General features: G+C 54.0%; 10 protein-coding genes. 8 read left to right on the top strand and 2 right to left on the bottom strand.

The genetic code is table 11. The features are described from left to right. The first annotated feature begins 20 nt into the window (after nt 1-20). On the top strand, nt 21-548 hold the full coding sequence (gene tadA, locus N7387_RS01335; protein WP_279796204.1) for a tRNA adenosine(34) deaminase TadA: 528 nt from the start codon (nt 21-23) through the stop codon (nt 546-548). Here the strand turns inward: tadA and mltF are convergent, their stop codons facing one another. Next, nucleotides 549-1,988, bottom strand: a complete 1,440-nt coding sequence (gene mltF / locus N7387_RS01330) for a membrane-bound lytic murein transglycosylase MltF (RefSeq protein ID WP_025152085.1) — start codon at nt 1,986-1,988, stop codon at nt 549-551. It lies immediately after the preceding gene. A 261-nt stretch (nt 1,989-2,249) separates the two neighbouring features. Here mltF and purL point away from each other — a divergent pair, with 261 nt between their 5' ends. From purL to N7387_RS01295, 7 genes are all read left to right on the top strand, one after another. Beyond that, on the top strand, nt 2,250-6,137 hold the full coding sequence (gene purL / locus N7387_RS01325) for a phosphoribosylformylglycinamidine synthase (RefSeq protein ID WP_279796203.1): 3,888 nt from the start codon (nt 2,250-2,252) through the stop codon (nt 6,135-6,137). Nucleotides 6,138-6,796: 659 nt separating this feature from the next. Continuing rightward, a complete protein-coding gene (locus N7387_RS01320; protein ID WP_276023025.1) occupies nt 6,797-8,236 on the top strand; it encodes a HAMP domain-containing sensor histidine kinase in 1,440 nt (479 codons plus the stop codon). Nucleotides 8,237-8,257: 21 nt separating this feature from the next. After that, complete coding sequence (qseG, locus tag N7387_RS01315) at nt 8,258-9,091, top strand: two-component system QseEF-associated lipoprotein QseG (RefSeq protein WP_262882090.1); 834 nt, start codon at nt 8,258-8,260, stop codon at nt 9,089-9,091. A gap of 7 nt (nt 9,092-9,098) precedes the next feature. Beyond that, the gene (glrR, locus tag N7387_RS01310) at nt 9,099-10,439 is read left to right on the top strand and encodes a two-component system response regulator GlrR (RefSeq protein ID WP_262858836.1); all 1,341 of its coding nucleotides are present in this window, start codon (nt 9,099-9,101) and stop codon (nt 10,437-10,439) included. A gap of 107 nt (nt 10,440-10,546) precedes the next feature. After that, the gene (locus N7387_RS01305; protein WP_279796201.1) at nt 10,547-12,169 is read left to right on the top strand and encodes an NAD+ synthase; all 1,623 of its coding nucleotides are present in this window, start codon (nt 10,547-10,549) and stop codon (nt 12,167-12,169) included. Between the two features lie 12 nt (nt 12,170-12,181). Then, nucleotides 12,182-12,520, top strand: a complete 339-nt coding sequence (gene glnB, locus N7387_RS01300; RefSeq protein ID WP_004236946.1) for a nitrogen regulatory protein P-II — start codon at nt 12,182-12,184, stop codon at nt 12,518-12,520. Nucleotides 12,521-12,614: 94 nt separating this feature from the next. Beyond that, entirely contained in the window at nt 12,615-12,884 is a 270-nt protein-coding gene (locus N7387_RS01295; RefSeq protein ID WP_279796200.1) for a hypothetical protein, read from the top strand. Between the two features lie 145 nt (nt 12,885-13,029). Here the strand turns inward: N7387_RS01295 and hmpA are convergent, their stop codons facing one another. Next, a complete protein-coding gene (hmpA, locus tag N7387_RS01290; RefSeq protein WP_279796199.1) occupies nt 13,030-14,211 on the bottom strand; it encodes an NO-inducible flavohemoprotein in 1,182 nt (393 codons plus the stop codon). Nucleotides 14,212-14,500 lie beyond the last annotated feature (289 nt).

Raw genomic sequence — 14,500 nt, 5'->3', positions numbered from 1 at the left:
TTAAACAAGCAGGTATTCACGTGACTGACAGTACAACACTTTATAATAATGATGAATTCTGGATGAGGCAGGCGCTGGCGCTGGCGGAAGAGGCCGCACTGGCGGGGGAGATCCCGGTCGGGGCGGTGCTGGTGAAAGATAATCAGCGCATTGCAGGGGGCTTTAATCAGCCGATCCTCAGCCATGACCCGACGGCCCACGCTGAAATTGTCACGCTGCGCGGGGCCGGAGCGGTGCTGGAAAATTACCGGCTGACCGATGCCACACTGTATGTCACCCTTGAACCCTGCATGATGTGTGCCGGAGCACTGATCCACAGCCGGATCAAACGTCTGGTGTACGGCGCGGCAGAGCCCAAAACCGGTGCTGCGGGGTCATTTATTGATTTGCTGACCTTACCGCGTCTCAATCATTATATGGAAGTGACGGGAGGCGTGCTGGGGGAGGCGTGTTCGGCAATGCTCAGTGAATTTTTCCGCCGCCGCCGTGCGGAGAAAAAAGACCTGAAAAAACAGAATACGGACAATCCGCAGACAGAAGGTGAGTGATCAGTATGGTGCGGCAGAGGTCAGAATCTCTGCCGTTTCTTCCTGCGGCTGCTGTAACCGCAGTTCTTCCTGATGTAAATCGAGATAGCCCTGCAAACTGAGCTGGTAACGGCGTACCCCTTCCACATAGCGGTAAGCTTCATGACCGCGCGCATAGCCGTATGGCAGAGACTGATAATAGGCTTTTTTGCTCAGCAGCGGCAGACGGGATTTCACATCCAGCCAGCTGTCCGGGTTCGCCCCCTGCATTTCGGTCAGTTTGCGGACATCCAGCATATGGCCGTAGCCCATATTATAAGCCGCCAGGGCAAACCAGATTTTTTCATCTTCCGGGATAGAGTCCGGCAGTTTATCCATCAGATAATTAATATACGTCCCGCCGCCCTTGATGCTCTGTTCGGGGTCAAGGCGATCCTCAATCCCGAAGAAATCCGCAGTTGGTCGTGTCAGCATCATAATGCCGCGCACGCCGGTCGGTGAGGTGGCGGTCGGGTTCCAGTGTGATTCCTGCCAGGCAATCGCCGCCAGGATCTGCCAGTCCATTTTTCCGGCGTACTTTTCAAACAGCGGGCGGTAAGTGGCCAGCTGGGTATTGATGGCATTAATAAAGGTTTTGGTATCCACATAATTAAACTGGTTCATGTGGCTGAAATACTTCTCTTCCAGGCGTGCCAGAGTGTCGGTTTCCCGTGTCTGGTTGAAAAAATCGAGCAGGGCGGCGTTCAGGCTGCTGTCTTCGCTGCGTTTCAGATACCAGGTCAGCGGCTGATTTTCCGTGATCTCAAAGGCGACCGTGACATTCGGGTGAATATGCTGCTCCTGTGCCACGCTGACGGAGTCACTGACGACATAATCAATCTCACCTTTTGCCAGCCGCTGGAGAAGGTGGCTGCTGTTTTTATCGGTAACCTCACGGATGTCCAGATCCGGATATTTATCTGCTTTAAGCTGGCGGAGCAGCCGGGCGTGAGCACTGCCGGCCGTGACCCAGACCGGGGAGCCGAGATCGCCCAAATCCCGCGGACGTTTGTTACCCATGCGGTAGAGAAGCTGCTGTGCCACGGTGTAGTAAGTCGGGCCGCTCAGCGCAGTGTCCAGGCGGTCTTCATTATAGATAAGCCCGGCAGCGAGCAGGTCGGCATCGTTATTGTCAAGGTCGCTGAACAGATCATTAACGCCGCTGCGTTCCCGCACCACCAGTTTTACACCGAGATAGTCCGCGAAACGCTGTGCCAGTTCGTAATCAAACCCGCTGGCCTGTCCCTGCTTATTAAAGCTGATAAGCGGTGATGCCATCGCGCTGACACGCAGTTCCCCCCGCGCGAGAATACGGTTGAGCTGCGGCTGCTGTGATGGCCAGCTGATATTGATAGCGATCAGCGCCGCAGCGAACAGCGCGACGACGACGATGACGACATAATTTAGTTTTTTATGTACCAAAGGCGTGTCTCACCGGTTACACAAAAAAATGCATTCTGAGGCATAAATTACCATGGTTATATTTCCAGTAATCGGACATTTTGCTCAACATTTTGTCGCTGTGCAACTTTATTCCGTTTTCAGGGGCTGAAATCCGGGAAAAATCCCGCCGGGAAAAAACGTCACGCAAACGGTTTCGTCGGCGTCAGTATTGCTCTATAATGTGCCCGTTTCCCCTCCGGGCCGATGGCTCTGCGTGTTAAAAAGAGAGAACTGACAACTATGGAAATTTTGCGTGGCTCACCTGTGTTATCTGCGTTTCGCGTATCAAAATTTATCAGCGCGTTCACTGAATACCACCTGCCGGTGACCAACATCTATGCGGAATATGTGCATTTTGCTGATCTTTCCGCACCGCTGACCGACGATGAGCACACCAAATTGCAGCAGCTGCTCCGCTACGGTCCGTCGCTGGCGGAACATGCGCCGGAAGGGATCCTGTTTCTTGTCACGCCGCGCCCGGGGACACTGTCTCCCTGGTCATCGAAAGCCACGGATATCGCGCATAACTGCGGTCTGTCAGCCGTTACCCGGCTGGAACGGGGGATCGCCTACTATATTACTGCCACAGGGCTGACAGAGAATGAACGTCAGCAGCTGAGTGTGCTGCTGCATGACCGCATGACAGAAACGGTGTTCAGTGAGCTGTCACAGGCTCAGGCGCTGTTTGCCCGTCATGAACCGGCACCGCTGACCGTGATCGATCTGTCCGGTCAGGGACGCGCGGCACTGGAAAAAGCCAATATTTCGCTGGGGCTGGCGCTGGCGGAAGATGAAATCGATTATCTGGCGGATGCATTCACCAGACTCGGTCGTAATCCGTCCGATGCGGAACTCTATATGTTTGCCCAGGCAAACTCTGAACACTGCCGCCACAAGATTTTTAATGCCGACTGGGTGATTGACGGCGAAGAACAGCCGAAATCCCTGTTCAAAATGATTAAAAACACCTTTGAGAAGACCCCGGATCATGTGCTGTCCGCCTATAAAGATAACGCGGCAGTGATGGAAGGCTCGTCTGCCGGGCGTTTCTTCCCTGAAGGGGAAGCGCGCAGCTATCAGTATCATCAGGAAGAGACCCATATCCTGATGAAAGTGGAAACCCACAACCACCCGACCGCCATTTCCCCGTGGCCGGGCGCGGCAACCGGCTCCGGCGGTGAAATCCGTGACGAAGGTGCGACCGGGCGCGGTGCCAAACCGAAAGCGGGATTAACCGGGTTTTCTGTCTCAAACCTGCGCATCCCGGGTTTTACCCAGCCGTGGGAGCAGGATTTCGGCAGACCGGATCGCATTGTCAGCGCCTATGACATCATGACCGAAGGCCCGCTCGGCGGCGCGGCATTTAATAACGAATTCGGCCGTCCGGCACTGCTCGGCTATTTCCGGACCTATGAAGAGAAAGTCAGCAGCCACAACGGCGAGGAACTGCGCGGTTACCATAAACCGATTATGCTGGCGGGCGGTATCGGCAATATCCGTGCTGACCACGTACAGAAAGGGGAGATCCCGCCGGGCGCGAAACTGATTGTATTGGGCGGCCCGTCGATGAATATCGGCCTGGGCGGTGGTGCGGCTTCCTCCATGACATCCGGTCAGTCGGATGCGGATCTGGATTTTGCCTCTGTGCAGCGCGATAACCCGGAAATGGAACGCCGTTGTCAGGAAGTGATCGACGCCTGCTGGCAACTGGGGGATAACAACCCGATTCTGTTTATCCACGATGTCGGCGCCGGCGGCCTCTCCAACGCCATGCCGGAGCTGGTCAGTGACGGCGGGCGCGGCGGACGTTTTGAGCTGCGTGATATTCTCAGTGACGAGCCGGGCATGAGCCCGCTGGAAATCTGGTGTAACGAATCCCAGGAACGTTATGTGCTGGCAGTCTCGCCGGCGCAGCTGCCGCTGTTTGAAGCACTCTGTCAGCGTGAGCGCGCGCCGTATGCGGTGATTGGTGAGGCGACAGAAAAACGTGACCTGATCCTGAATGACCGCCATTTTGATAATCAGCCGATTGATATGCCGCTGGATATCCTGCTGGGGAAAACCCCGAAAATGCGCCGCGATGTCACCACACTGACGGCGGAAGGGACACCGATTGACCGCCGTGATATCAATCTGCATGAAGCGGTAAAACGTGTGCTGCACTTACCGGCGGTGGCGGAAAAAACCTTCCTGATCACCATTGGTGACCGCACGGTGACCGGCATGGTTTCCCGCGATCAGATGGTCGGTCCGTGGCAGATCCCGGTGGCGGATTGCGCGGTGACCACTGCCAGCCTCGACAGTTATTACGGCGAGGCCATGTCCATCGGTGAACGTGCGCCGGTCGCACTGCTTGATTTTGCCGCGTCAGCGCGGATGGCGGTGGCGGAAGCATTGCTGAATATTGCCGGTGTTCAGATTGGTGATATTAAACGGATTAAATTATCCGCTAACTGGATGGCTGCCGCCGGGCATCCGGGCGAAGATGCCGGGTTATATGCGGCGGTAAAAGCGGTGGGTGAGGAGTTATGTCCGGCGCTCGGCCTGACTATCCCGGTCGGTAAAGACTCGATGTCGATGAAAACCCGCTGGAATGAGCAGGGCGAAGAGCGTGAGATGACCTCGCCGCTGTCGCTGGTGATCACCGCATTTGCCCGCGTGGATGATGTGCGCCGGACAGTGACTCCGCAACTGCGGAGCGATGTGGCGAACCGTCTGCTGTTGGTGGATCTGGGGGAAGGCCGTAATACCCTCGGGGCGACTGCGCTGGCTCAGGTGTATCGTCAGCTGGGACAGAAAGGGGCAGATCTGCGTAATCCGCAGGCGCTGCGTGCATTCTTTGATACCATGCAGACGCTGGTACGGGATGAAAAACTGCTGGCGTATCATGACCGCTCGGACGGCGGTCTGTTTGTCACCCTGGCGGAAATGGCGTTTGCCGGACATTGCGGTGTGAATGCGGATATCAGTGCATTTGATGAGGATATTCTCGGCGCACTGTTTACCGAAGAGCCGGGTGCCGTGCTCCAGGTGCGTGAAACGGATCTGGATGGCGTAGTGCAGGCCTTCACCGATGCGGGTCTGGCAGATATGCTGCATGTTCTCGGTGAAGCCGTGCCGGGGGACGATTTTATTATCCGCAGCCATAATACGGAAGTCTATCACCAGTCCTGCCGTGAACTGCGGATCATGTGGGCAGAAACCACCTGGCAGATGCAGCGTCAGCGTGATAACCCGGCCTGTGCCGATGAAGAGCACGAAGCGAAACAGGATCTGACAGACCCGGGCCTCAACGTGGTACTGACGTTCGATCAGAATGAGGATATCGCTGCGCCGTATATTGCAAAAGGCGTGCGTCCGCGTGTTGCGGTGCTGCGTGAGCAGGGGGTTAACTCCCATGTGGAAATGGCGGCGGCTTTCCACCGTGCCGGTTTTGATGCTATTGATGTGCATATGAGTGATCTGCTGAACGGGCACCTTCCGCTGGACAATTTTCAGGCGCTGGTTGCCTGCGGCGGCTTCTCTTACGGGGATGTGCTGGGTGCCGGTGAAGGCTGGGCGAAATCGATTCTGTTTAATCCGCAGGTACGGGATGAATTTGCACAGTTCTTTGCACGTCCGGACACCTTATCGCTCGGGGTCTGTAACGGCTGTCAGATGATGTCAAACCTGCGGGATCTGATCCCGGGGGCGGATTTATGGCCGCGCTTTACCCGTAACCGCTCTGAACGTTTTGAAGCGCGTTTCAGTCTGGTTGAAGTGGCACAAAGCCCGTCACTGCTGCTGAGCGGCATGGCCGGTTCGCGGATGCCGATTGCGGTGTCTCACGGCGAAGGGCTGGCGGAATTCCGTGATGCGGCACATCAGCAGGCGCTGACGGAACGCGGCCTGGTGGCGCTGCAATATGTGGATAACTACGGGCAGGTCACTGAACGCTATCCGGCCAACCCGAACGGTTCTCCGGCCGGTATCACGGCAGTCACCACCGATGACGGACGCGCGACCATTATGATGCCGCATCCGGAGCGTGTCTTCCGTACGGTCAGCAACTCATGGCATCCGGAAAACTGGGGCGAGGACGGACCGTGGCTGCGGATCTTCCGCAATGCCCGTAAACAATTCGGCTGATTTTTCATTCAGTTATCATCGTGGCGGCGGGGTTATCCCCGCCGTTTTTTTATCTGTTTGCCGAAAAAACATCCGGTGTGTCACAGAAAAGCGACAACAGGGTTTGTGAGTGTCGTTAAAAGGGGACATTTAACTGATTGATATATAAAGAGATAAAAAAGAACAAAAAAGACTGTCGCAAATCAGAGACGGTTTTTCATAAAATAGGGGCAAAACCGGATTCTTATGTGACCATGACCGTATCCTGAAAAGAGTAAAGCTGTTTTTAAAAATATTTATCTTTTAATAACAATGGGTTGATTTTTATTTTCCAAAATTGGCACGGCAGTTGCAATATCTTCTTCAGTTGCTCATTCAATTTTTTATGTCGGCCCGCAATAAGGCGGAAACATGCCACATAAGCCCGGGAATGATGCCAGAGTAAGGTGCCTACCGTCCGTTAATACCGATAACTGCGCAAGCTTTATCAGACACAGGGCGACACGTTGAGTGAGGCACCACCTTAATCTCACTGACGGGACGGCAGGAAACTGTCGTCCCGTCATCATTTTATACCTTCCCTGCGTCTTTTCTGTTCTCTTTTTCGCACTGATGCATGCTGAGACTTTTCTCTTATCCCGGAACCGGTTAGCATCATGCACATGACAACAGGTTAAGAGATGACAATCTTGAAAAAATGGCGATTATTTCCGCGTTCGCTGCGTCAGCTGGTCGTGGTGGCATTCTGTCTGGTATTGCTGCCGTTGCTGGGACTGGCGTGGCAGGCGTATCAGAGTCTTGATGAGCTGAGTAATCAGGCGGCGCAAATCAGTATCTCAACCGTACAGGATGCGCGGCGCAGTGAGGAAATGTCGAGCCTGGCGCTGGAAATGGAGCGCAGCTATCGTCAGTACTGTGTGCTGGGAAATGAAACCCTGAAAAATGTCTGGCACAAACAGTATCTCCGCTATGAGGACTATCTCGTCCGCCAGAAGCAATCCACCCCCGATCCGCGCTATACTGATGATATCGCCGCCAGCCTCGGACAGTTATCTGTCCTGCAGTGTGAAAATGGTGAGCCGGTTGCCGCCATGACCACCCACCTGGAAGCCTTTGCCCGCAGTAATGCTGATCTGGTACAGGCTATCCGTGAGGCGAATTTCCGGCGCGGTGAGGAACTCCAGAATGCTATCGCGCGCAAAGGCCAGTCATTCGGCTGGCAGAGCCTGCTGGTATTTGTTCTGAGCACCGGACTGATTATTCTGTTTACCCGTATGATTATCGGACCGGTGAAGGTGATTGAACGGATGGTTAACCGTCTGGGAGAAGGGCGCAACCTGATACAGCGCCTTGATAATTTTAACGGCCCGAGAGAACTGCGTTCGCTGGCACTGCGGATTGTCTGGCTGAGTGAGCGTCTTGACTGGCTGGAATCTCAGCGTCACGAATTTTTGCGCCATATTTCCCATGAACTGAAAACACCGCTGGCCAGTATGCGGGAAGGTACTGAACTGCTGGCAGATGAAGTGGCGGGACCGCTGACGGCGGATCAGAAAGAGGTGGTATCAATACTGAGTGAAAGCAGCCGCCATTTACAGGTACTGATTGAACAGCTGCTGGAGTATAACCGCACCCTGGTGGACAGCCCGACAGAAGCCAAATGGGTTAATCTCGATACGGTAGTACACGAGGTGGTCAGCGCCCACAGCTTACCGGCGAGAAGCAAAGAAATCACGACGGAAGTCGGGCTGGATGAAACCAGTGTCTGGGCTGAACCGGTCTTATTAACACGTGTACTCGATAATCTCTACTCAAATGCGGTACACTATGGCGCTGAATCGGGTAAGATCCGGATAACCAGCCGGAAAGCCGGTCAGCATATACAGATAGATGTCGCCAATACCGGCACACCGATCCCGGAAGAAGAACAGGAAATGATCTTCGAACCGTTCTACCAGGGTTCGCTGCAGCGCAAAGGTGCGGTCAAAGGCAGCGGGCTGGGGCTGAGTATTGCCCGGGATTGTATTAACCGGATGGGCGGCGAACTGATATTAGTCGGTTCTGAAGGTGCGGATGTGTGCTTCCGTATTCAGCTTCCGTTCCACACCTTACTGGAATAACAGGTCAGCATTAATTTGAAAATGACATTTAAGTCCCTGATTGCCGCCGTCCCGCTGTTGCTGGCCGGTTGTGTAAAAACCGCAACGCCGCCGGATCTTTCCGCGCTGGCGTCTGTCGTCCTGCCGCAGGAGCGGACAACAGATTACCGGATTGCGGATTGTCACGCTATCTGGGAACTCAACTCTGCGGCTGCGACAGAAAATGCGCTTTACTGGCTGCGGATGATGGATTGCGCTGATTTGCTCAGCAGTGATACGGCCCGCATTATGGCGGGAAAAATCACCCCGGACAGTTGGGATTCCGCGCTGCGCCAGAGTATTTTACTCAATAACACCGGCAGCCCGGCCAGTGATAAACGTAAGGTGCTTGAGACCCTGAATACTTACAGTACCGGGTTCCCGGTATCACTGCGCCCGCTGATGACCCTGTGGCGTGCTCAGCTGAAACAGGCGATTACACTGAGTGATGAACGCCAGCGTTACCGCCGCCTGCAGAGTGATACTGACGGCCGGATTGATCAGCTGCGTGCGGTCAATGCCCGGCTGCAGTTTGAACTGCAGAATACCACCCGCAAGCTGGAAAACCTGAGCAACATCGAGCGCCAGCTGGCCGGTCGTAAACAACCGACCAAAGCGGATACGGAACTGGAAAGTACCCTCGAAGAGCGCCGCGAGGCATTAGAAGAGGCGGCAGGTACGGCAGAGCCGAAACCGGCGGAAGCCAAACCTGCTGATGTTAAACCGGCGGAAGCCAAACCGGCAGAAGCTAAACCTGCTGATGTTAAACCGGCAGAAACTAAACCGGCAGAACCGAAAGCCGCAGAAACCAAACCGGCACAGGATAAAAAGGAGTAACCCCGGCATGACAGTACGCCGCAGCGCAAACTTATTATTGGTTGATGATGATCCGGGCTTACTGAAACTGCTGGGCATGCGCCTGAGCAGTGAAGGTTTCCGGGTATCAACGGCAGAAAGCGGCCCTGACGCGCTGAAGGTACTCAATAAAGAAAAAATCGATCTGGTTATCAGCGACCTGAGGATGGATGAAATGGACGGTATGGCACTGTTTGCCGAGATCCAGAAAACCCATTCCGGTATGCCGGTGATCATCCTGACGGCCCATGGCTCCATTCCGGATGCGGTGGCTGCCACCCGTGAGGGGGTGTTCAGCTTTCTGACCAAACCGGTGGATCGCGATGCGTTATATAAAGCGATTGACGATGCGCTGGCCCTCTCCACCACCACGGTCAGTGATGAATCCTGGTGTGAGAGCATTGTGACCCGCAGTCCGCTGATGCTGCGTCTGCTGGAACAGGCGCGTATGGTGGCGCAATCCGATGTCAGTGTGCTGATCAACGGCCAGAGCGGTACCGGGAAAGAGGTACTGGCACAGGCCATTCACAAAGCCAGCCCGAGAGCGAAAAAGCCCTTTATTGCCATTAACTGCGGCGCGCTGCCGGAACAGCTGCTGGAATCAGAGCTGTTCGGTCATGCCAAAGGGGCTTTTACCGGTGCGGTGAGCAGCCGGGAAGGGCTGTTTCAGGCGGCAGAGAGCGGCACACTGTTCCTCGACGAAATCGGGGATATGCCGATGCCGCTGCAGGTCAAGCTGCTGCGTGTTCTCCAGGAGCGCAAAGTGCGCCCGCTCGGCAGTAACCGCGACATTGATATTGATGTCCGCGTCATTTCCGCGACACACCGCGATTTACCCAAGGCGATGGAAAAACACGAATTCCGTGAAGATCTCTACTACCGCCTCAATGTGGTTAACCTGAAAATTCCGACACTCCATGAGCGGGCGGAAGATATCCCGCTGCTGGCCAATCATATTCTGCGCGAAGCGGCGAAAAAACATAAGCCGTTTGTCCGCAGCTTCTCTCCGGATGCCATGAAATGCCTGATGGGCGCGAGCTGGCCGGGCAACGTCCGTCAGCTGCTGAACGTTATCGAGCAGTGCGTGGCGCTGTCTACCGTACCGGTGATCAGTGAGGCGCTGGTGACACAGGCGCTGGAAGGGGAAAACACGGCATTGCCGACCTTTGCGGAAGCCCGTAACCAGTTTGAACTCAACTATTTACGCAAACTTCTCCAGATGACCAAAGGTAACGTGACCAATGCAGCCCGTCTGGCGGGGCGTAACCGGACAGAGTTCTATAAATTACTGTCCCGGCATGAGCTGGATGCGGCCGACTTTAAAGAATAAGCAAAGAATCGGTGCGAACCGGCACATTTTGCTATCATCTTCATTATTAGCTGTTTTATTATTAATTTTTACATACGGTGAGATCTATCCCGGGAGAACAGGATTTTATGCGTCGTACACTTAATATCGCCCTGGCCCAACTGAATTTTCTGGTCGGAGATATCGAAGGCAATGGTGAACGTATTCTGAAAACCATGGCGGAACAGCGGGCGGCAGGGGCTGATCTGGTCATGTTTTCAGAACTGGCATTGTCCGGGTATTCACCGGAAGACCTGGTTTTCCGTCCTGATTTTCATCAGCGGATAGTGCAGAGCCTCACCCTGATCCAACAGGCCAGCGGTGACTGTGCTGTGCTGGTGGGGCACCCGTGGCAGGAAAACGGTCACATCTATAATGCCCTCTCGTTCTTTGAGAAAGGGGCACTCCGCGCACGCTATTTCAAACAGGAACTGCCGAACTACGGTGTGTTTGATGAAAAACGCTGGTTTACGGCAGGGACAGAAACCTGTGTAATCGATTTTCGCGGTTATCGCCTCGGGTTACTCATTTGTGAGGATATCTGGACTGACGGCCCGGTGGATGCCCTGAAAGCGGCGGGTGCGGAAATCATTCTGACACTGAATGCGTCACCGTATTCCACTGATAAAATTGATACCCGGGATGTACTGATACAGGCGCACTGCCGCCGTACCGGGCTGCCGCTGGTCTATCTCAACCAGGTCGGCGGCCAGGATGAGCTGATTTTTGATGGTGATTCTGCAGTTTTCGCCGCAGATGGCAGTGTAACGCATCGTCTTGCGGCGTTTTCAGAGCAAATCGCGCAGTGTCAGTTTACGGATTTAACGATCACGCCGATGGCGGATCCGGCACCGTCATTGTCTGTTCTGGCTCAGGTTTATCAGGGGCTGGTGCTGGCGACACGGGATTATGTCCGCAAAAACGGTTTTCAGGGGGCGCTGCTGGGTCTGTCCGGCGGGATAGACTCCGGCCTGACCGTTGCGATTGCCGCGGATGCACTGGGCAGAGATAAAGTGCAGGCGGTGATGATGCCGTTCCGCTACACCTCCGATATCAGCATCCACGATGCCCGTGAGCAGGCAGAGCTGCTGGGGGTGGAATTTGATGTGGTGTCGATTGAGCCGATGTTTGACGCCTTTATGCACGAACTGGCGCCGAAATTCGCCGGAACACCGGCCGATACCACCGAAGAGAATTTACAGGCCCGCTGCCGTGCTGTGATCCTGATGGCAATGTCTAATAAGCGCCGCCGCATTGTGCTGACCACCAGTAATAAAAGCGAGTGCGCTGTCGGTTACTCCACACTGTACGGGGATATGGCCGGGGGCTTTAATGTCCTGAAAGATGTGCCGAAAACCATGGTGTTTGAGCTGGCAAGATACCGCAACACACTCTCTCCGGCGATTCCGGAGCGGGTTATTACCCGTCCGCCGTCAGCAGAACTGGCGCCGGGTCAGCTGGATCAGGACAGTCTGCCGCCGTATGACATCCTTGACGCTCTGCTGGCCGGGTATGTTGAAAAAGACATGTCCGCCGATGAATTGATCGCCGCCGGGTTTGATGAAGCGGTGGTCCGCAAGGTTATCCGGCTGGTGGATATTAATGAATACAAACGCCGCCAGTCACCGGTAGGACCGCGCATTACCGCCCGGAACTTTGGCAAAGATCGCCGTTACCCGATTACATCCGGGTTTGGCCGCAAAAATTGGTAACAGGATCTGACAATGAAAAAGATTGAGGCAATTATTAAGCCGTTTAAACTCGATGATGTCCGCGAAGCCCTGGCTGAAGTCGGGATCACTGGGATGACCGTAACAGAGGTGAAGGGGTTCGGTCGTCAGAAAGGGCATACCGAACTGTACCGCGGCGCGGAATATATGGTGGATTTTCTGCCGAAGGTGAAAATTGAAATTGTTGTCGCCGATGACATTCTGGAAACCTGCGTGGAAACCATTATGCAGACGGCGCAGACCGGCAAAATCGGTGACGGTAAAATCTTTGTGTTCGATGTGGCACAGGTTGTCCGGATCCGTACCGGGGAACAGGATGAAGATGCTATCTGAGTTCTGCTGAGCATCCCTGCAAATCATACTTATCCGGCGGCTGTTATTTCTGACACCGCCGGATTTTTTTATCTGTCAGCAAAAGGAGAAGGCAGTGCGGGCAATACATGTGCGGGTAATACAATGGATCGTTGCGGTATGTGCGGTGGTGATTATGCTGGTGATGGCCGGTATTATTATTCTGCAGTCAGCACTGAAAGACCCCGGTCAGCATGAATTGCCGGCGCTGTTTGCGCAGGTTTCCGGGATGAATTTAAATAAAGAAGAACGTGACGAGCTGGAAACGTGTATTAATTCAGCCAAGGTGATGTATTTCTCACAGGCAGTAAAAAAATGTGCGAACCGGGCACGGTATAAGAACTGACAGATAAAAAAAAGAGTAACAGTGAACCGGGCGAAAGGATGGGATAGATATAAATTCGGCGGTTATGTCACTGTTACTCAAATGTGCATTTACTTCAGCACATACGCTGAATACTCAGCGTGTTGTTATTGTTGTTCTGTCGCGATTATAAAACTTTGTGCGGACCGAAACATTCATAATGGATCTGGTCTGCACTGACGCCCATGGCGGTCAGCTGACGCGCAATGTGCTGCATAAAGGCCACCGGGCCGCACAGGTAATAATGGCGGGTTTTACTGAGCAGGATATCCTGCTGAGCGGTTAAATCCATCAGCCCGGTCAGGTGCGGATGCGCTTCATCAGCACGCGGCTCTCTGTACCAGACGGTCTGGCTGAACGCCGGCAGCTGAGCACCAAACCGGTTTACTTCCTCCGCAAAGGCATGCACACCGCCGTGCTCTGCCGCATGCAGCCAGGTCACGTCCGCCGGATGCTGTTGTGCGGTGAGTGTTTGCAGCATAGCCATCATTGGTGTTAAGCCGACCCCGGCGGAAATCAGAACCACCGGCGTTTCTTTTTTTGCTTCCAGGAAGAAATCCCCCAGCGGCGGCGTCAGTCTGATCACATCACCTTCCTGCACATTGGCGTGCAGCCAGCCGGAAATCGTGCCTTTGTCCTCACGTTTGACCGCAATACGGTAGGTTTTACCGTCCGGTGCCTGTGTCAGAGAGTACTGGCGGATTTCCTGATTTTCCAGCGCCTCGTCATTGATATAGACACTGATATACTGCCCCGGACGGTAATCCGCGACAGGCTTGCCATCAACCGGTGCCAGTTCAAAACTGGTGATCAGTTCACTCTGCGGCTGTTTGCGGATCACGCGGAATTCACGCAGTCCTTCCCATCCGCCCTGTGACGCCGCTTTTTCCTGATATAACCCGGCTTCACGCTGAATAAAGATATCTGCCAGTACGCCATACGCTTTACCCCAGGCGGTCAGCACTTCTTCACCCGGATTGAGTAACTCTTCAATGGTGGCAAGCAGGTTTTCCCCGACAATCGGGTAATGCTCAGGTTTGATCATCAGACTGGCATGTTTATTGGCAATTTTTTCCACTGCCGCGCCCAGTGCGCCGAGGTTATCAATATTCATGGCATAGGCGCAGACCGCATTAAACAACGCTTCACGCTGCGCACCATTCTGCTGGTGGCTCATGGTGAAGATATCTTTTAATTCCGGATGCTGACGAAACATACGGTCATAAAAATGGGCGGTCAGTTTCGGGCCGGTGGCGGCAATCAGCGGGGCAGTGGATTTTACGGTGGCGATAGTTTGTGCATCGAGCATAGCAGGGCTCCTGAAAAAGCATCACATCAGTGTGAAATTTATAACATGTATTTTTTATGCAACTTATAATGCAGGGCAGAATTTGTAAAGCGCAAATTTTTCTGCTGTTTCTGAAAATCCGCTGAAAATAGCGAAATTGATCAGTGAGCGTGGGTAAGGGGGGATCACAAATCCGGTATTGTGTCCGATGGACAGGATATTCTTATGAAATAATAAGTATGCTAATTACCTGATTTTACCGACATGCAATCGTTTGCGTATTTTTTGTTTCCGGGGCTATCTCAATTCA

The organism is Morganella sp. GD04133 (assembly GCF_029835375.1).
In the GTDB taxonomy this organism is placed as follows: domain Bacteria; phylum Pseudomonadota; class Gammaproteobacteria; order Enterobacterales; family Enterobacteriaceae; genus Morganella; species Morganella morganii_B.
This window is presented reverse-complemented; position numbering and strand designations above follow the sequence as displayed.